We start from the raw sequence: 17,501 nt of genomic DNA, 5'->3' as shown, positions 1-17,501 counted from the left end.
CTTTGATGTCCGCCGGCCTGATCACCCGCGACTGCGCCGAATTTCTGCGCATCGTGCGCGCCAGCGCGGCCGACTTCGGGCCGGCGACCGCGAAGGCGGCCTTCCTGGTGGCCCCCGACGGGTTCGCGCATGCCGCGCAGTCGGCCAGCGACAACCGCTACATGGCCGGGGCCGAGGCCTTCGATGCCACGCGCGCCTCGCGGCAGCATCGCGATCTGCAGCGGGCGCTGTCGGCTTCGGTGCCCACGCTATGCTTTCCGGGCGCGGACGACACACCGGACGCGCTGTTCCCGAACAATGTCTTCGCCACCGCGCGGGCGGATGCGCGCGCGCCCGCGCAGGCGCCGCCGCGCCTGATCGTCGGCCGCATGCGCCACCCGGTCCGCCAGCGCGAGGCTGGACGTGCCGACATCCGCGGGTTCTTCCGCGACACCCTGGGCTATGCCGAGATCGACCTCTCGGACCAGCCGCACCCCTGCGAGCTGACCGGCGCCCTGGTGATCGACCGTGCGCGCGGTCTTGGCTTCTGCGGCCTGTCCGAGCGCTGTGACGAGGCCGGCGCGGCACTGATGCACGCGGCCTTCGGTCTGCGGGCGACCTTGTTGTTCGACCTGGCGCCGGGGGAGTACCACACCAATGTAGTGCTGGCGGTGCTGGCCGGCCGTGCGGCCCTGCTGTGCCCGGACGGCTTCGCCGATGCCGCCGTGGTGGAGGCGATCGCGGCGTTCTACGCCCCGCACGCGGTGCTGCTGTCATCCCGGGAGAAGCAGGCGTTCGCCGGAAATGCCATCGCATTGTCCGAAGATGTGGTATGGATGAGCGAAGCTGCCACAGCTGGCCTCACGCCCGCCAACCGTTCCGCGCTGGCGGCGGCCGGGTTCGCGGTGCGCGGCGTGGCGCTCGATGCGATCGAGGCGGCGGGCGGTTCCCTGCGCTGTTGCGTGGCCGAAATCTATTGAGGGCACCCTGGAGATCGGCCTGATCCGCTGGCGGATCGGCGCCGCAGGGATGTCTTTCCGATGTGGTTTTGCCGGACCGTTTGGGCCTCCGGCAAGGCCTCATCTGAATGAGGGCCATCACGCAAAGAAAAAGTTAAGGACGGATTCACCGCCGAATTTTGAGAATCATCGTCCAAAACCGTAATCCGCCGTCGGCTCCCCAAGGGCCGGCCTACGAAGGAATTGCCGCTGCCCATGATCCGGTCGCTCCGCCTACTGTCGATATTCGTCGTCTGCGCCGTGCTGGCGTCGGGCGGCGCGTGGGCGCAGGATCGTCGTGGTGGCGGCGACGGACGCGGAGGTGGACGTGGTGAGATGTCGGCATCGGGCATGCAGGGGATGCCGGATCGTGGCCGCATGGGGCCGCAGGTGCGGCCGTCGCGTCGCGACGACACGCTGTCGAATTCGGTCCGCAACGCCGAGCGCACCACCCCGGGTGGCCAGATCCTGCGCGCCGAACGCATGCAGTACGACGGCCGCGAGGTCAATCGCATTAAAATCATGGACGAACGCGGACGTGTCCGCACCTATATGGATGATCCGCAACAGCCGCGTCGTCTGTCGCCTACACGCGACGATGACGATTGAGCTTCCAAGCTTGGAAACAAGCCACACCGATCCGGGCGTTGCCCCCGCAACCGCCGCCAGAATGGAGTAGCCGATGCGAATTCTGCTCGTCGAAGACGAAGCCCCACTGCGCGAGACCCTTGCCGCGCGACTGAAGCGTGAAGGCTTCGCCGTGGATGCCGCGCAGGACGGCGAGGAAGGCCTGTACATGGGCCGCGAGGTTCCCTTCGACGTCGGCATCATCGACCTCGGCCTGCCCAAGATGTCGGGCATGGAGCTGGTCAAGGCGCTGCGCGACGAAGGCAAGCAGTTCCCGGTGCTGATCCTCACCGCGCGCTCGAGCTGGCAGGACAAGGTCGACGGTCTGAAGCAGGGCGCCGACGACTATCTGGTCAAGCCCTTCCACGTCGAGGAACTGCTGGCGCGCATCAACGCCCTGGTACGCCGCGCCGCCGGCTGGAGCAAGCCGACGCTGGAATGCGGCGCCGTGGTGCTCGACCTCGCCGCGCAGACGGTGACCGTCAACGGCGCCAACGTCGACCTCACCAGCTACGAGTACAAGGTGCTCGAGTACCTGATGATGCATGCCGGCGAACTGGTCTCGAAGGCCGACCTGACCGAGCACATCTACCAGCAGGATTTCGACCGCGACTCCAACGTGCTGGAAGTCTTCATCGGCCGCCTGCGCAAGAAGCTCGATCCCGAGGGTGCCCTCAAGCCGATCGAGACCGTGCGCGGTCGCGGCTATCGCTTCGCGATTCCGCGCAGCGGCGAAAGCTGAGCCGTTGTCGGCGTGCCGACGACAGCTCCCCAAAGTTTGCCGAGCAAGCTTTGGGTCCCAGGCCCGTGGGCGCCATAACCCCGCCGCTGTCGCGGCGCCCCCTTAACTCAAGGGGGCTTTTCCCCAGAACGCATGGCTCCGCGTTTGGTGTGTCGCTTCCATGTGGCGGTGCGCGCGGCGTGTTCGCACCTGGGTCCAGCCCGGTAGACTGGTAGAGCGCATGGTGACTCCCCGCAAACCCCTGCTGCCGGCCTGGCGTCCGCGTTCGCTGCGGGCTCGCCAGCTGCTGACGGCGAGCGTGGTCCTGGTCGCCTTCCTCGCCCTGACCGGTTACGTGCTCTATCTCGCCTTCGTCAACGTGGCGGGACAGCTGCAGCGCGATCGCCTGCACGCCTACGCGATCAAGTACGTCGCCGATATCGAGTTCTTTCGCAGCGGCGACATCTATGTTCCGGAAGTGCCGCCCGATCCGCGCTTCGACCGGCCGGGCAGCGGACTCTATGCGGTAATCATCTCGCGCGATCTGCGTTGGGAGTCGATGTCCACGCGCGGGCCGCAATTGCCGGACGTGGACATGCTGGGGCCGAACCAGGAAGAGTTCCGTGGGCCGATCAAGATCACCAATACCGACGGTACGCGCGGCGAGGTGTTCCGCTACGGCATCGGCCTGACCTACGTGCAGGAGTCCGACAGCGGCGGCGAGGTCGAAATCCCCTACAGCGTCTACATCATGGAGGATGAGGGCACGCTGGCGCGGCAGATTCGTCTGTTTCGCGGCGCGTTGTGGACCGGCCTCGGCATTTCCGGTCTCGCATTGCTGCTGTTCCAGCTGCTGATCCTGCGCTGGAGCCTGCGTCCGCTCGACAACGTGGTCACCGAACTGAAGAGCGTGCAGCGCGGGCAGGCCAATCGCATGAGCGACCAGCACCCGCGCGAACTGGCACCGCTCACCGAGAGCATCAACGCGCTGATCGAAAGCGAGCGCGAGAACCTCGAGCGCCAGCGCAACACCATGTCCGATCTCGCGCACAGCCTGAAGACGCCGCTGGCGGTGCTGCGCACGCGCCTGGACGGCGATGCCAGCGAGGCGGAGCTGCGCGAAGAGGTCGCCACGCAATTGCGCCGCATGAACGACATGGTCGGCTATCAGCTCGGCCGTGCCGCGTCCGGTGGCCACAAGCTGTTCGCGGCACCGGTCCTGATCGAGCCGCATGCCGAGCAGATCGTGCGCGGGCTGGAGAAAATCTACGCGGCGAAGGGCGTGATCTGCGAATTCGAGATCGACACGAGTGCGCGCTTCCACGGCGAACCGGGCGATCTGCAGGAACTGCTCGGCAATCTGCTGGAGAATGCTTTCAAGTGGGCGAAGTCGCGCGTGCTGCTCACGGTGCAGGCGGGCGCGAGTTCGGCCGGCCGGCGTCCGGGATTGATCCTGGCGGTGGATGATGACGGCCCCGGCATTCCCGAGGATCGTATCGCCCACGTTCTGCAGCGTGGCGTGCGCGGCGACGAGCGCGTGCAGGGGCACGGCATCGGTCTGGCGATCGTGCAGGACATCGTGCGCAGCTATCGCGGCGTGCTCGATGTGGGGCGTTCGTCGGAGTTGAGCGGGGCGCGCTTCGAGGTGACGTTGCCGCCGGGCTTGTAGCCCGCGGGAATGACGGGCAGAAGTTTATCGTTCGCCGAGCGCGAACGTTCCATAGAACTTCCGCAAATGCTCCGCCACTTCCGGCATCGCGGCACGCAACGTTTGCGGGTCGCTGAAGTGATATTCGCTGCAGACAGCGAAGAACTCCTCCGGCGCCTCCGCCGCATACGGGTCGATCGCGGTCTCGCGTCCACGGTCGACTTCATCGGCGAACGCATCGAACGCTTGCTGGAAATCGCGCGCCCACTGCTTCTGCCACGTGCGCGGCAGCGGCGGCGTTCCGTCGAGCACGCCGTCGAGCGCGTCGAGCTTGTGCGCCATCTCGTGCACGGCGACGCAGAAGCCGGCATCGGGTTCGTCGAGATCGGCTTCGATATCGGCCCAGGAGAGGATCAGCGGGCCGCTTTCCCAGGACTCGCCGATCAGCTCGTCGTCCCATTGGTGCAGCACGCCGGCGGCATCGACGTGCGTGCGGTTCACGCGGAACGCATCCGGATAGACGATCAGCTGCGACCAGCCGTGCAGGCCCTCGGCGCCGAATTCCAGCAAGGGCAGGCAGCACAGCGCCGCGAGCAGCACGCGCTGTGCCTCGTCGAGCGACAGATCGGCGACCGGTGTGATCGTCTTGTCGCGCAGGAAACGCGCCGCGAGCAGTTGCAGCCGTTGATCGCGCTCGGCATCGAGCGTGGCGATCCACGGCACGCGTGCGCGCACCTCACGCCAGAGTTCAGCGGAGGGCGGTTCGGGTGTTGTGCCTGCGAACAGGCGCTGGATCAGCTTGCGCACGGCCAATCAATGAAATCTCGATCGAGCCGGTGTTTCGTCGCGAGCGCTGCGCGGCCCGCGTCGAACCTCAGCGGAACATCCCCGGCAGGAAGCTGTGCCAGCGCGGCGGACGCACGTCGCCGATGTCGCCGGATTCGCGCGGCACCACGGGCTTGGTCTTGCCGACCTTGCGGACCGGCGCGGGCTTGTTGCCCGCCGCGGGTGTGGCCGGCGCACGGTCTTCGTCGTTGTGCGCGGGCGTGTCGATGCAGGCGCCACTGCCGTTCGGGCTGAGGCGGCGGGCTTCTTGCGCCATCAGCGGGAAGCTGATGCCGAACAGCAGCAGGCAGGCGGCGAGGCGGGGGGACATGGCGGTATTCCGATCCTGGAAGAACCGAGGTCGACAGGTGACTATACCCTGAGATTCGCGCACGTGCAGAAGAAGGCATGCTGCGGAGCGGCAAAAACGCGATGCGTGACGGGCGTCGCGATCGTGCTCCGGGAGGCGCGGCCGTTCCGGGAACGGCGGCCCCATCGCCGCTCCGGCCGCCCAGGAAGGCTCCCAGCTCAGGGCGCACTGCATAATTGCGGGATGAACGCGGAACGTGCCTTCCTCGAGCGCGCCTTGCTCGAACGCCTGATCGCCGGCCCTGCCACGGGCGATGCGCTGGCGCACGAGAGCGGGCAGACGCGGGCGGCGGTGTGGAAACGCATCGAGGGGCTGCGCGAGGCCGGCGTGGCGATCGATGCGCAGCCTGGGCGCGGCTATGCCCTGGCGCAGCCGGTGTCGCTGCTGGAGGCGGACACGATCCTGGCGGCGCTGCCCGAGGCCGTCCGCGACGACGTGGCGGCGCTGGAAGTCGCCTGGTCGCTGGATTCCACCAATTCCGAACTGCTGCGCCGGCCGGCGCCGGAAGCCGGGAAGGCGGAAGTGCTGCTGGCCGAACGCCAGACCGGCGGACGCGGACGGCGCGGGCGCAGCTGGGCCTCGCCGCTGGCGGCGAATCTGTATCTCTCGGTGATGCGCGGCTTCGAGGGTGGGCTGGCGCGCCTGGGAGGCTTGAGCCTGGTCGCCGGCGTCGCTGCGGCCGAGGCCTTGCAGGCGCTCGGCATCGAAGGCGTGCGCCTGAAGTGGCCGAACGATCTGGTCATTGTCGACGACGGGGCGGCGGGGGATGCAGCGGGCTGGCGCAAGCTCGGCGGCCTGCTGGTCGAGGGTGGCGGCGAGCATGCCGGTCCGGTGCGCGCGGTGATCGGGTTGGGACTCAACGTCCGCATGCCGGTGGCGAGTGCATCGGACATCGACCAGCCGTGGATCGATCTCGCTGCGCTGACGTCGCAGGCACCGGATCGCAATCGCATCACCGCGGCCTTGCTGACGCAATTGCTGCCGGCCCTCGTATTGTTCGATCGCGAAGGGCTGGCGCCCTTCCTGTCACGGCATGCCGCATTCGATGCGTTGGCCGGACGCGAGGTGGTCGTGCGTGGCGGCGCCGACGCGCATGCCATCACCCACGCGGGTGTCGCGCTTGGTCTCGCCGCGGATGGCGCGCTGCGCGTCCGTCTGCCCGAGGGCGAGCGCAATTTTCATGCAGGCGAAGTGAGCGTGCGCACGCGATGAGCATCTGGCTGTTCGATCTTGGCAATTCACGACTGAAGTGCGCGCCGTTGCGCGAGGACGGCGGCATCGGCGAGGTCGTGCATCTGCCGCATGATGGCAACGCGTTCGGCGCGGACTGGGCCGCGGTATTGCCCGGACGTTTCGAGGCCGCCTACGTGTCCAGCGTGGCGCGCACCGAGTTGCGCGTCGCCTTGCTCGATGCGTTGACCCAGCGCTGCGGGCGCATCTCGCTCGCGCGCACGCAGCACCGTTTCGGCGAAGTCACGATTGCTTATGCGAATCCGGAACGTTTGGGCGTCGATCGCTTCCTCGCGTTGCTCGCGGCGCGCGCGCGCGACAAGGTGCCGACGCTGCTGGCCGGCATCGGCACCGCGCTCACCATCGATCTGCTCGACGGCGATGGCCGCCATCGCGGCGGCCGCATCGCGCCTTCGCCCGCGCTCATGCGCGCGTCCCTGCACGCGCGCGCTGCGCACCTGCCCGAGCAGGGCGGCAACTACACCGAATTCGCGGACGACACCGATGATGCGCTGGCCTCCGGCTGCGACGGCGCGGCATTGGCGCTGGTGGAACGCAGCCTGCACGCGGCCGAGCAGTTGCTCGGGCAACCCCCGCAGCTCCTGGTGCACGGTGGCGGCAGCGAGGCCCTGTTCGCGCATCTGCCGCGGGCGGCCGCCGCGCCGTCGCTGGTGCTGGAAGGGCTGGCGGTCTGGGTCAGGGAAACGGCCGGCGGGCGTTGACACCAGGCGCCGCCGTTCCTTCGGCATGCCAAATCAATAGAATCTGCCCATGCTCATCCGTGCCCTGCTGATCCTGCTGATCGTCCTGAATCTCGGCGTCGCCATCTGGTGGGTGGCGCGCGGCGACGACGCCGGCGAAGCGCCGATCGTGCAGCCCGAAGGCGTGACGCGGTTGCGTCTGCTGAGCGAGGGCGCGCCTGCCGCCATCGCCAAGACATCGACGCCGACGCCGATACCCGCACCCGCCGCCGCCACGTCGCCGCCCGCCGTGGAAACGCCGCCAGTGCAGCCCGCCGTCGCTGCCGCGCCACAAACGCAGATCCCGGCGCCAGCACCGGCGACGCCAGCGCCCGCCGAACCAACGCCACCGGCAGTGCCCGCACCCGCCGCGGCGCGCTGCTACGCCTTCGGTCCGTTCGAGAACGCCGAGCAGGCGAAGGAAGCACGCGCGCAATTGCAATCGCAGGTCATGCGCCTGCGCGAACGCGCCTCCACACCAACAGCGCGCGGCTGGCGCGTGACGATGGCGGTGCCGGGCAACCGCGACGCCGCGCAGGCGGTGGCCTCGCGCATCGCCGCGGCCGGGTTCGACGATTTCTTCATCACCGCCAACGGTGATGCCAGCAGCGTGATCGCGCTCGGCCGCTACGGCAGCGAGCGCGCCGCGCGCAATCGCGAATCCGCCCTGCATGCCGCCGGTTTCACCGATGCCCGTGCCGAACCGCTCGGCGGCGGTGCCGAGGCGCAGATCTGGATCGACGTCCTCGCGCCCACCGCATTCGAGGCGAACGCCGCGCGTCGCGTCGCCGGCGCCACCCGCGCCGATGCGATCGACTGCGCCAAGGTGCCGTAGTCGCCTGAAGCAGGTCGGCCGAAGGCGGCCCCTGTCTTGGCTCGCGGCTAGAACGGCCCCCAATCGGCGCCGCCAGAGAGTTCGTGCCCGTCGGTTTCCAGAGTGCCCTTGTCGCCTTTCACCTTGAGCGTGAAGGAGGGCGGCGCGGACAAATTGCCGGGATTCTTGTAGCGGACGGTCAGTGTCTTCCGGGGCCGATCCATCTCGATCGTGTAGGACTTGGCCGGGAGCGAGCTCGAGCCCGGACTGCTGCTCCAACTGAGCATGATCATGCCCGGATCCTCGCGCCCGATCAGCTGGAGTTGGAAGTACTCGTCATCCCCCTCGGCGGAGAACGAGAACAGGTCGCCCGAAGCCAGCGCCGCGGGCATGACGAACAGCGCGAACAGCAGAACGAGCCAGGCCAGCGGCTGGCGCGATTTCAGGGCAGGCGCCCGACGGTCGAAAAGCATGCGTGAATCTCCATATTCAACTGGGCAGCGGGCTGACTTCGTATTCCCGCGAGAGCGTCCGATATTCTGCGCCCTGTCTCGACCGGCACGGAAGCGGGCGGCAGGCCGGCCATCCCGTCTCTCCACTACGGAATCCGACGCCGGCCCGCGATCGCGTAGAATGGCCACAGGCAGGCTGGCCCACGGGCCCCTCGCATGAGCAGCAACATGCCGGCATAGCTCAGTTGGTAGAGCAACCGCCTTGTAAGCGGTAGGTCCCCAGTTCGAATCCGGGTGCCGGCACCACTTTCCGAATCAGATCGAACGCGTGGTGAACCGTGCGAAGCAGGCGGCGCGTTCGGGCAAGTGCATCATGTTGATGCATCGGATCCGTCAACGCAGCCGCTGCCACATGTGGATCAGTGGGCGGTAGCTTGTTCCCATGCGCAAGGCCATCGGTTCAACCGCGAACGTCTCAAAGCCGCACGATTCGTAAAGGCGCTGTGCCGAGAGATTGCCCTCGATGAGCGCGAGCTGGATCACGGCGACATGTTCGTGCTCTTTCGCGCAATCGAGCACGGCCTGCACCAGACCTCTCCCCGCACCGCCACTGCGATGCGGCGGCGACACATACATGCCGAACAGCGTGGCCTTGTGACGCTCGCGTTCTCTTGCTTCGAATCTGATGCCGGCCGAACCGATCAGCATGCCTTCGGCGAAAGCGCCGAAAGTGATGCTCGATCCGTGCGTGCCGGCGATGCGCGTCTCCCACCACTCGATGGGAAGCAGGGCGCGTTCCGCGTGCGTGGAGATGAAGGCATCGCTTTCGTGCGCGTGCGCCTGGAGCATGAGGTCGCGATATGGCGTGGTGCTCGATCGTGTCAGGCGTTCGATGTGCATGGACTGATGTCGGATCCCGTTGATTTTCCGGGGCGGTGAAGGCCGGAAAACGCCTTGCGTCCCGGGTATCCAGTGTATCGATGTTAGAATTCGCGCCGTGCCTTTGGTGCATTGCATCAGCGGCGTGCGTGATCGGACATGGTTCGCGCGCGTTCGTTGCACTGCACCGAAACAACCCGTTCGCCCGGTGTCGTGACGCCGGGCGTCGCGCTATTCCGGAGTGTGATGACGATGAATCGCCAATATCCGCCCGTATCGATCTTTGGCGTTCCCACCGACGTGGGCGCCGGCACGCGTGGGGCCTCGATGGGGCCTGAAGCCCTGCGCGTCGCGGGACTCGCGGAAGCGCTGGCGGCACGCGGCATTGACGTGATCGATCACGGCAATCTCGACGGTCCGCGCAATCCCTGGCGCGGGCCGGTCGACGGCTATCGTCATCTCGAGGAAGTGGTCGCCTGGAACCAGGCCGTGCTCGATGCGGCGAACACGGAACTGCAGGCGGGACGCATGCCGGTGCTGCTCGGCGGCGATCATTGCCTGGCGATCGGTTCCATCGCGGCAGTCGCCAACCATTGCCGCGCGACCGGCAAGAAACTGCGCATCCTCTGGCTCGACGCACACACCGACTTCAACACGCACGAGATCACGCCATCGGGCAATATCCATGGCATGCCGGTGACCTGCCTGTGCGGCATCGGGCCGGACGCGCTCACCGGAATCGGCGGCCACGTGCCCGCGATCGAACCCGCGCAGATCCGCCAGATCGGCATCCGTTCCGTCGACCAGGAAGAGAAGCGTCTGGTGAAACAGCACGCGCTCGACATCTACGACATGCGCTACATCGACGAAGTCGGCATGAAGCGGACGATGGAGGAAGCGCTGGAAGGCGTCGACGAGGACACGCACCTGCACGTGAGCTTCGATGTCGACATCCTCGACCCGAGCATCGCGCCGGGCACCGGCACCACCGTGCCGGGTGGCGTGAACTATCGCGAGGCGCAGCTGATCATGGAGATGATCGCCGACACTGGGCGCCTGGGCTCGCTGGACATCGTCGAGGTCAATCCGGCGCTGGACCGGCGCAACCGCACCGCCAAGCTGGTCGTGGACCTGGTGGAAAGCCTGTTCGGAAAATCGACGTTGATGCGTGACTAAGCCAGAAGTGCCGGGCCTGCCGTCCAGGGTGCGGTGTGATTGGCTTCGGATCGTCCCGCCCGGCCAACCTTGGCCGGGCGTTCGGAGCCGGCGTCGATAGGGCATCGGTGATGCGCGGCTCCCGACCACTTGGCTTTCACGCCAAGGTGCGCTTTCATTCATCCTGTGGGACGCAGACTAATCGTGGCCCACATATTATTCACAGGAGAGCCTCATGAAGCGTTTGATTGTCCTGATGCTGCTGACGATGTTCTCGGTTGGCATGCTGTCCGCTTGCAACACCATCAAGGGTGCGGGCAAGGATGTACAGAAGGTCGGCGAGAAGATCGAGCAGGGTGCCGATAAAACCGGGGGCACCGACTCGAAGTAATTCGAGCGTTTTGTCAGGCGTGACCAGACGGGCCGGATTTCCGGCCCGTTTGTTTTCATGCTCTTGATGATTCGATCGTGATCCGTGATCGGATGAAGAGAGGCATCAACGATCTCGAGAATAAAAACGGGCCGGCCATTGGGCCGGCCCGCTCGCTGCGAACGCATCCTTGCGAGGTTGCTCCCCTCGCCGCGCTGATGGCGCGGCTCGGCGTCGAATCTGCAGCGAAACCCTGGAATTGAGCAGTGGATGTCATCGATTTGTTAGCGAAGTCGTGAGATGCACATGAACCGTTCAAACAGTCACTCGATCGCAACGCAATCTTGATGTGTCGTGAAGGCGCAGGCGCCCATCCTTGAGGCGCGACAGAATTTTCTGTCGCCAGCGAAAGAAGAGGTCGAGCCATGAACAAAGACATCATTGCTGGAAAATGGACGCAGCTGAAAGGCCAGGCCCAGGCCAAATGGGGCGAACTTACCGACGATGTGTTCGATGTCGCCGTGGGTGACAGCAAGTATCTGGCCGGAAAACTGCAGGAACAGTACGGTTGGGACCGCGATCGCGCGGAACGCGAAATCCACGATTTCGAGAAAACGCTCAACTGAGCTCTCCGATCCGAGGCAGAAGAGGCCGGCCGTCGCCGGCCTCTTTGTCATTGCACGCCATGCTCACCAGCTCGGCGGATCGGCGACGAAGCCGCCGGGGAATGCCTGAGGTTCGTCCTCGCGTGCCCAGCGCCGGGTCGGTCGCGGCAGGATGCCGAGCGCGGCCAATCGATCGGGTGCGTCATAACGCAACTGCACCAGTTGCGCGGGCCGGCTGCTGGCGCGCACGAATTCCGTGCGGCTGACCGGCGCCCATTCGCGCGCGCCATGGCCCGTGCCGATGCGCTGCTTGCTCTGGCCGTAGGGCTGTGCTTCGTCCATGGCCCTTGGCGCTTCGGCGGTCGCGCTGGCTTCGCGACGCTCGTTCTCGCGATAGACCGGTGCCGGTAGCGGCACGACGTAGGCACGGCGTTCGCGGAACACGGCGATACCGATCACGCCTACGTTGTCGGGGCGTCCGGTGCGCGCGGCGTAGCTGTCGGGCAAATCGGTGAAGTAGAACTGCGCGACGTCGTCCATTGATTTGCGCCAGCCGGCGATCTCGGTGCTCTGCCACGGCGCGAGCACGTAGCCGGCCTGCGCCGGATCGGCGTCCTCGCCGCTGACAGCGTTCACGCCGTCGACGGACAGCACGACCAGGACGCGTTCGGCGCTGGTATTGGTTAGCCGCACGGCGTAGCGATGGCCGGGGATGCCAGGCACCCAGGTGTCGCCGCGGGCGCGATACTGCGGTAGCCATTGGCCGTCGTCGCGATCGATGACGGAGATGTCCACCAGCGGCCGCGCCGACAGAGGCGCGCAGGCGGAGGCGGCGAACAGGGCGGCGGTCAGCAACAGCAGTTTGCGGATCATGGCGATGTCTCCGGGGAGGTGACAGGGCCAACGGATGTCCGCCGGGAACGGGGTTGTCCCGGTTTCAATGACGCTTCAGTCTCTTCGGCGAGTGCGAAGGCCCGCCGCGCAACGGGTAAACTTCGCGGCATGTCCGCTTCGATCCCCACGGCCGCTTCCGGCCGCAAGACCCGCATCCTCACCGGCATCACCACCTCGGGCACGCCGCACCTGGGCAATTACGTCGGTGCGATCCGCCCGGCGGTGGCCGCCTCGCGCGCGCCCTATGCCGAGAGTTTCTACTTCCTCGCCGACCTGCACGCGCTGATCAAGGTGCAGACGCCCGAACGCGTGCAGCGTTCGACGCTGGAGATCGCCGCCACCTGGCTCGCCTGCGGGCTCGATCCGGACAAGGTCTGGTTCTACCGGCAATCCGACATCCCGGAGATTCCCGAACTCACCTGGCTGCTGACCTGCGTGGCCGGCAAGGGCATCCTCAACCGCGCGCATGCCTACAAGGCCGCCGTCGACAAGAATCGCCTCGATGGCGAGGACGATGATGCCGGCATCACCGCCGGACTGTTCATGTATCCGGTGCTGATGGCCGCCGACATCCTGATCTTCGGCGCCGACAAGGTGCCGGTGGGGCGCGACCAGGTGCAGCACATCGAGATGGCGCGCGATTTCGGCCAGCGCTTCAACCATCTGTACGGCCAATACTTCACTTTGCCCGAAGCGGTGATCGACGAGCAGGTGGCGACGCTGCCGGGCCTCGACGGCCGCAAGATGTCCAAGAGCTACGACAACACCATCCCGCTGTTCTCGCCGCGCGCGACGCTGCAGAAGCTGATCGCCTCGATCGTCACTGATTCGAAGGCGCCGGGCGAACCGAAGGATGCCGACAGCTCCAACGTGTTCCAGTTGTACCAGGCCTTCGCGAGTGTGGAGGAAACCGCGGCGTTCCGGCGCGAGTTCGAGCGCGGCATCGGCTGGGGCGATGCCAAGCAGCGGCTGTTCGAGCGCATCGACGCGGAAGTCGCGCCGCTGCGCGAGCGTTACGAGACGCTGATCGCCGAGCCGCAGAAGATCGAGCAGCTCTTGCGCGAGGGCGCGCAGCGCCTGCGCGCGCAGCACGCGACACCGTTGCTGCGGAAGTTGCGCGAAGCGGTGGGGCTGCGCGATCTGGCGCAGGTGGCCAGCGAGCGCAAGGCGACCGGCAAGCAGAGCGCAGCGGCGGCGCAGTTCAAGCAGTATCGCGAGAGCGACGGTCGCTTCTATTTCAAGCTCGTCGATGCCGGCGGCCGGCTGCTGTTGCAGAGCGCCGGTCATGCCTCGGCGCGCGATGCGGGCCAATTGATCGCGCGGCTCAAGCAAGGCGCCGGCGCCGGAATCGCGGCGGTGGAAGGCTCGCGGGAATTGCGTTTCGATGGCGTGTCGCTGGGCGAACTCGTGGAGGACGCGATGATCGACGACGTGGTCGCCGCGCTGGCGGGGTTCGCCGAAGACGCGGCATGAGCGCCCTGGTCGAGAGCAATCTCGCGCTGATCCTGTTCCTGCCGTGGTTCCTGATCCTGACGGCGTTGTACTGGATCTATCCGCGGCAGCCGCGCCATGCTGCGCGCAGGCTGTTCGATCTGGGCGCGATCGCGTTGTCGGTGATTGCGTTCCTGGTCACGATCCATTGGGCGCAGGCGATCGCCGATGCCAGTGCGGGGCGCATCTGGCGGCAGGTCCTGGCGACCTCGCTCGGTTATGGTGCGTTCCTGGCCGTGCTCACGTTGGCGTTGATTGTGCGCTGGCGCTGGTTGAAGCGCGCCTGATCCTCTGCGGCCCGATCCGGTTCCCACCAGGAATGTTCAGTACGTGATCTCGGAAGCGTTGGCGTTGGCGGCCATCGACGCCTGCTTGTAGATGGCGTACTCGTCACGGGTGAGCGGAAAATTCTGCAGCGTGAACAGCGCGGCGTTGCGCTCCTCCGTCCCGCTGCGCGGATTGCTGAGGGTGTCCAGCAGGACGGTCTTCAGACGCTCGGAGCGCACGCTGGAAACCCCGGCGGCGCCGATCGCCGCCTGCCGCACCTGCGGCGAGGGGTCGAGCAGCGCGGTGTACAGCACGTCTTCCAGGTTTCCGCTCTTGTCCCATTGGATGGTCTGCGTCACGCTGCTGGCGCGCACGTTGGGGTCGGCGTTGCGGCGCAGCGCCGCGAGGCGTTCGAGGACGGGCGCCGAATCGTCGGTGGACATGACGGCTGGCGTCAGCATGTCGACCAGCTGCCGCAGTTGCGCGGGATCGGTTTCGCGTTGCATTTCCGAGATCAGCAGTGAGCGCGCCTCGGGTTTGTCGAGTGGGAAGACGCGCAGCAGCGCCAGACCGTCCTGATGCCTGGCCGGATCGGCGAGAAGCTGTTGCGCCAGGCGCAGCACATCGTCGTTGGCCACGTTCTGCAGGGTGGCGAGGAGTGCGCCGCGCGCGTCGAAATCGGCTTCGTTCAGATAACGCTTGATCAGCTCGCGCAGGAACGCCGGATCCTTCTTGGCGCGATCGGCATCCTCGCCGAAATCCTTGCCGTCCTCGGTCAACGGTGCGAAGACGGGTGGGGTGGCGGATGCGGACAGATCCGCGGGCGCTGCGGGGAGTTGCGTGTTCGTCCGCACTTCGGTTTTCCCGGCGGTGACGACAACGCGTTCATGCCGCGCACCGGTAATCCACGCACCGGCGATGCCGCCCGCGATGGCGGCGGCGAGCAATGCGATGCCGAGTCGAAGTCCTGTCATGTCGCTGCGATCCTGTGCCTCGGGTGGCCCGAAGTGCCTATGGTCGCCATTCCGGTGGGCACCTTACAAGCACGAACGCCGGCCACGTGTGTGACCGGCGTTGTTTGTACACGCGATTTGCTGTTTTTTTGCCGGTTAACAATCCGGTGCGACGCGTCCGTCGGAGCCCGTATAGGTGTACACATCGGGAATGTAACGACCGGTGCCGATGCGATTCCAGAGATTGCTGGTGCCGTAGGTGCCGGTGACGGACTGGCCGGCGATCTGGCAATAGATCGTGACCTGCGCGCCGTCCGCGAGCGAGCCGACGATGCTGTAGGTCGTGCTGGGGCCGGAGCGCACGTTGAGATTGGCACCGCTGGTGTTCACGGTGCCCGAGGCGGTGCCGCTGCTGCATGCGTTGTGGCTGGTGTAGCTCTGCTTGGCGTAGTAGGGAATGGCGACGCCGTTCCATACGATCTTCTTCACCGTGCCGCCATAGCGCTGTTCATAGTGCAGATGCGGGGCGAGGTTGTATTTGGCGCTGGTGTTGCCGACCGTGCCGATCTTCTGACCGATCCTGACGCTCTGGCCCGCCGACACCGAGCGCGAGTTGAGATGCGCGTAGAGCGTTTCCCAGCCGCCGCCGTGGTCGATGACGATGTAGTTGCCGTAGCCGGTGGTCGTGGAATACGTGGAGGTCTTGACGGTGCCGCCGTAGGAGGCGACGACGGTGTCGCCGAGGTCGGAGTCCGGATTCGGACCGCGATTGAGATCGACGGCGTAGGCGGGGCTATGCCCGTCCCAGGTGCTGCCGACCCAGGTCTGGCCGCACGGGAACGGCAGCTGGAAATTGGGCGCGGCCTGCGCCGTGGCGATGGGCAGGACGAACGCCAGGATAAATGGGGCCGCGACCAGCCCGAACAATCGACGAATGCGATGCTTCACGATGCCTCTCATGCGAATGATCCCCTCATGGAATGGACGTTGCGAGAACTCGGACAACAACAACGCGAACGGACAACAACGCGAACTGCCAGGGTCGCCCAGGCTTGCCGGGCCTCTCTTTGCCCGTTCGATGCCGGTATCCTGCGGGCATCCATTGCAAGCGCACGACGACGCGCCGGGAGAGTACATGACCGGACATTACGGCATCTTCACGATCGACACCGGCTTCCATCGGCCCGAGTTCTGCGCGGCCTATCTGATCAAGGAAGCCGGTCACGCGGCGATCGTCGATTGCGGCACCAACCATTGCGTGCCGCGAATGCTGGCCGTGCTGGCGGCGCAGGACGTGCCGCGCGAGACGGTCGACTGGCTGATCCTCACCCACGTGCATCTCGACCATGCCGGCGGCGCCGGCGCGCTGCTGCGGGAATTGCCCAACGCGCGGCTGGTGGTGCATCCGCGCGGCGCGCCGCACATGATCGATCCGGCGCGCCTGATCGCCAGCGCCAAGGCGGTGTACGGCGAGGCCGAATTCGCGCGCAGCTATGGCGAGCTGATTCCGGTGCCGGCCGAGCGTGTGGTTGTCGCGGACGACGGCCACGTCGTCGATCTCGCCGGCCGGCCGTTACTGTGCGTCGATACGCCGGGCCATGCGCGGCATCATCTGGCGGTGTGGGATGCGCGCGGCCGCAGTTGGTTCAGCGGCGACATCTTCGGATTGTCGTATCGCGAGTTCGACACGACGCAAGGTGCGTTCGTGCTGCCGACGAGTTCGCCGGTGCAGTTCGAGCCCGAGGTGATGCAGGCTTCGATCCGGCGCATGCTGGCGGAGCAACCGGAGGCCGTGTACGTCACGCATTTCGGTCGCGTGACCGAGGTGCAGCGCCTGGGTGCGGAGTTGATTGAGCAGGTCGACGCGATGACGGCGATCGCTCGCGCCTGCGATGGAAACGCCGATCGCCACGCGCGACTGGTGGAAGCGTTGACGGGGTATTACAGCGATCGTGCGCGACGCCATGGCGTCGCCGATGTGGTGGCGACGGTATCTGACATCCTGCCCATCGATATCGAACTCAACGCGCAGGGGCTGGAAGTCTGGCTCGATCGCGCGCGGCGCTGAATACCGCGCGGAGCAGAGAGCAGAAGGTCAATCGTCCCAGGTGTTCAGATGCGGGCCGAACGGCGTGCGCTGCTGGCGCACCACGCAGAAGCGGTGGCCGCTGGGCGCTTCCATCACCCACCAGGTGTGGACCTTCTCGATTCTCTTGGCGCCGAGTTTTTCCAGGCGCGCGGCTTCGGCGTCCACGTCATCGGCTTCGATGTCGAGATGGATGCGCGAAGGATGCGAGACCCGTTGCAGCAGCAGGATCGGTTCATCGCGCTCGGTCTTCAGCTCGGCGTATTTGCCGTCGCCGTCCTGGTCGGCGCTGACGACGCCCTTGCCCAGGGCCTTGCTCCAGAACTCGACGTGCGGAGCGAGGTCATCGACGTTGCAGTCGAGCACGAAAGTGGACAGGCGGCTGTGATGCGACATG

General features: G+C 66.4%; 21 protein-coding genes and 1 tRNA gene. 14 read left to right on the top strand and 8 right to left on the bottom strand.

The features are described 5' to 3' along the window. Window positions 1-5: 5 nt before the first annotated feature. From AC1RNP_RS10865 to AC1RNP_RS10850, 4 genes are all read left to right on the top strand, one after another. On the top strand, window positions 6-959 hold the full coding sequence (locus AC1RNP_RS10865; RefSeq protein ID WP_493051258.1) for an arginine deiminase-related protein: 954 nt from the start codon (window positions 6-8) through the stop codon (window positions 957-959). A gap of 234 nt (window positions 960-1,193) precedes the next feature. Then, window positions 1,194-1,586 carry a hypothetical protein gene (locus AC1RNP_RS10860; protein ID WP_493051257.1) on the top strand — a complete coding sequence of 131 codons (393 nt, stop codon included), beginning with the start codon at window positions 1,194-1,196 and terminating at the stop codon, window positions 1,584-1,586. A gap of 73 nt (window positions 1,587-1,659) precedes the next feature. Then, window positions 1,660-2,346 carry a response regulator transcription factor gene (locus AC1RNP_RS10855; RefSeq protein WP_493051256.1) on the top strand — a complete coding sequence of 229 codons (687 nt, stop codon included), beginning with the start codon at window positions 1,660-1,662 and terminating at the stop codon, window positions 2,344-2,346. Window positions 2,347-2,614: 268 nt separating this feature from the next. After that, the gene (locus AC1RNP_RS10850) at window positions 2,615-3,994 is read left to right on the top strand and encodes an ATP-binding protein (RefSeq protein WP_493051305.1); all 1,380 of its coding nucleotides are present in this window, start codon (window positions 2,615-2,617) and stop codon (window positions 3,992-3,994) included. 24 nt (window positions 3,995-4,018) lie between these two features. Here AC1RNP_RS10850 and AC1RNP_RS10845 read toward each other — a convergent pair whose 3' ends face one another. Continuing rightward, complete coding sequence (locus AC1RNP_RS10845) at window positions 4,019-4,771, bottom strand: M90 family metallopeptidase (RefSeq protein WP_493051303.1); 753 nt, start codon at window positions 4,769-4,771, stop codon at window positions 4,019-4,021. A 76-nt stretch (window positions 4,772-4,847) separates the two neighbouring features. Continuing rightward, window positions 4,848-5,129 (bottom strand): hypothetical protein, encoded by a 282-nt coding sequence (locus AC1RNP_RS10840; protein WP_493051255.1) that lies wholly within the window; start codon window positions 5,127-5,129, stop codon window positions 4,848-4,850. Window positions 5,130-5,351: 222 nt separating this feature from the next. Here AC1RNP_RS10840 and birA point away from each other — a divergent pair, with 222 nt between their 5' ends. From birA to AC1RNP_RS10825, 3 genes are read left to right on the top strand one after another with little or no spacing between them, the layout of a single operon-like run. Beyond that, a complete protein-coding gene (birA, locus tag AC1RNP_RS10835) occupies window positions 5,352-6,380 on the top strand; it encodes a bifunctional biotin--[acetyl-CoA-carboxylase] ligase/biotin operon repressor BirA (protein ID WP_493051254.1) in 1,029 nt (342 codons plus the stop codon). Beyond that, the gene (locus AC1RNP_RS10830) at window positions 6,377-7,120 is read left to right on the top strand and encodes a type III pantothenate kinase (protein ID WP_493051253.1); all 744 of its coding nucleotides are present in this window, start codon (window positions 6,377-6,379) and stop codon (window positions 7,118-7,120) included. Before birA ends, AC1RNP_RS10830 begins: the two co-directional genes overlap by 4 nt. Before the next feature lie 49 nt (window positions 7,121-7,169). Next, entirely contained in the window at window positions 7,170-7,973 is an 804-nt protein-coding gene (locus tag AC1RNP_RS10825; protein ID WP_493051252.1) for an SPOR domain-containing protein, read from the top strand. Window positions 7,974-8,020: 47 nt separating this feature from the next. Here AC1RNP_RS10825 and AC1RNP_RS10820 read toward each other — a convergent pair whose 3' ends face one another. Further along, window positions 8,021-8,425 (bottom strand): hypothetical protein, encoded by a 405-nt coding sequence (locus AC1RNP_RS10820; protein WP_493051251.1) that lies wholly within the window; start codon window positions 8,423-8,425, stop codon window positions 8,021-8,023. A gap of 209 nt (window positions 8,426-8,634) precedes the next feature. Here AC1RNP_RS10820 and AC1RNP_RS10815 point away from each other — a divergent pair. Continuing rightward, a tRNA-Thr gene (locus tag AC1RNP_RS10815) sits at window positions 8,635-8,710 on the top strand. Window positions 8,711-8,797: 87 nt separating this feature from the next. Here AC1RNP_RS10815 and AC1RNP_RS10810 read toward each other — a convergent pair. Further along, window positions 8,798-9,253, bottom strand: a complete 456-nt coding sequence (locus AC1RNP_RS10810) for a GNAT family N-acetyltransferase (RefSeq protein ID WP_493051250.1) — start codon at window positions 9,251-9,253, stop codon at window positions 8,798-8,800. A 282-nt stretch (window positions 9,254-9,535) separates the two neighbouring features. Here AC1RNP_RS10810 and rocF point away from each other — a divergent pair, with 282 nt between their 5' ends. The 3 genes from rocF (at window position 9,536) to AC1RNP_RS10795 (ending at window position 11,434) form a co-directional block, all read left to right on the top strand. After that, window positions 9,536-10,459 (top strand): arginase, encoded by a 924-nt coding sequence (rocF, locus tag AC1RNP_RS10805; RefSeq protein ID WP_493051249.1) that lies wholly within the window; start codon window positions 9,536-9,538, stop codon window positions 10,457-10,459. Between the two features lie 214 nt (window positions 10,460-10,673). After that, complete coding sequence (locus tag AC1RNP_RS10800) at window positions 10,674-10,829, top strand: entericidin A/B family lipoprotein (protein WP_226467773.1); 156 nt, start codon at window positions 10,674-10,676, stop codon at window positions 10,827-10,829. A gap of 404 nt (window positions 10,830-11,233) precedes the next feature. Then, window positions 11,234-11,434, top strand: coding sequence for a CsbD family protein (locus AC1RNP_RS10795; RefSeq protein WP_493051248.1), 201 nt, complete (start codon window positions 11,234-11,236; stop codon window positions 11,432-11,434). A 63-nt stretch (window positions 11,435-11,497) separates the two neighbouring features. Here the strand turns inward: AC1RNP_RS10795 and AC1RNP_RS10790 are convergent, their stop codons facing one another. Continuing rightward, entirely contained in the window at window positions 11,498-12,286 is a 789-nt protein-coding gene (locus AC1RNP_RS10790; RefSeq protein ID WP_493051247.1) for a hypothetical protein, read from the bottom strand. Between the two features lie 129 nt (window positions 12,287-12,415). On the opposite strand from AC1RNP_RS10790, the gene AC1RNP_RS10785 reads away from it, so the two are divergent. Together AC1RNP_RS10785 and AC1RNP_RS10780 are read left to right on the top strand one after the other, a co-directional pair. Beyond that, entirely contained in the window at window positions 12,416-13,780 is a 1,365-nt protein-coding gene (locus AC1RNP_RS10785) for a tryptophan--tRNA ligase (protein WP_493051246.1), read from the top strand. Then, window positions 13,777-14,085 (top strand): hypothetical protein, encoded by a 309-nt coding sequence (locus AC1RNP_RS10780; RefSeq protein ID WP_493051245.1) that lies wholly within the window; start codon window positions 13,777-13,779, stop codon window positions 14,083-14,085. Before AC1RNP_RS10785 ends, AC1RNP_RS10780 begins: the two co-directional genes overlap by 4 nt. A gap of 36 nt (window positions 14,086-14,121) precedes the next feature. On the opposite strand, the gene AC1RNP_RS10775 is transcribed toward AC1RNP_RS10780, so the two are convergent. Together AC1RNP_RS10775 and AC1RNP_RS10770 are read right to left on the bottom strand one after the other, a co-directional pair. Continuing rightward, window positions 14,122-15,039 (bottom strand): HEAT repeat domain-containing protein, encoded by a 918-nt coding sequence (locus tag AC1RNP_RS10775; RefSeq protein ID WP_493051244.1) that lies wholly within the window; start codon window positions 15,037-15,039, stop codon window positions 14,122-14,124. Between the two features lie 135 nt (window positions 15,040-15,174). Then, window positions 15,175-15,978 (bottom strand): M23 family metallopeptidase, encoded by an 804-nt coding sequence (locus tag AC1RNP_RS10770; protein ID WP_493051243.1) that lies wholly within the window; start codon window positions 15,976-15,978, stop codon window positions 15,175-15,177. A 175-nt stretch (window positions 15,979-16,153) separates the two neighbouring features. Here AC1RNP_RS10770 and AC1RNP_RS10765 point away from each other — a divergent pair, with 175 nt between their 5' ends. Further along, window positions 16,154-17,086: an MBL fold metallo-hydrolase gene (locus tag AC1RNP_RS10765; protein ID WP_493051242.1), complete on the top strand. Its 933-nt coding sequence runs from the start codon at window positions 16,154-16,156 to the stop codon at window positions 17,084-17,086. A 27-nt stretch (window positions 17,087-17,113) separates the two neighbouring features. Here AC1RNP_RS10765 and AC1RNP_RS10760 read toward each other — a convergent pair whose 3' ends face one another. Next, complete coding sequence (locus AC1RNP_RS10760) at window positions 17,114-17,500, bottom strand: VOC family protein (RefSeq protein WP_493051241.1); 387 nt, start codon at window positions 17,498-17,500, stop codon at window positions 17,114-17,116. Window position 17,501 lies beyond the last annotated feature (1 nt).

The sequence above is a fragment of the Luteimonas sp. GW821-FHT14E02 genome (assembly GCF_058803905.1).
The sequence above is the reverse complement of the archived record's forward strand: the minus strand, read 5'-3'. Positions and strand labels throughout refer to the sequence as shown.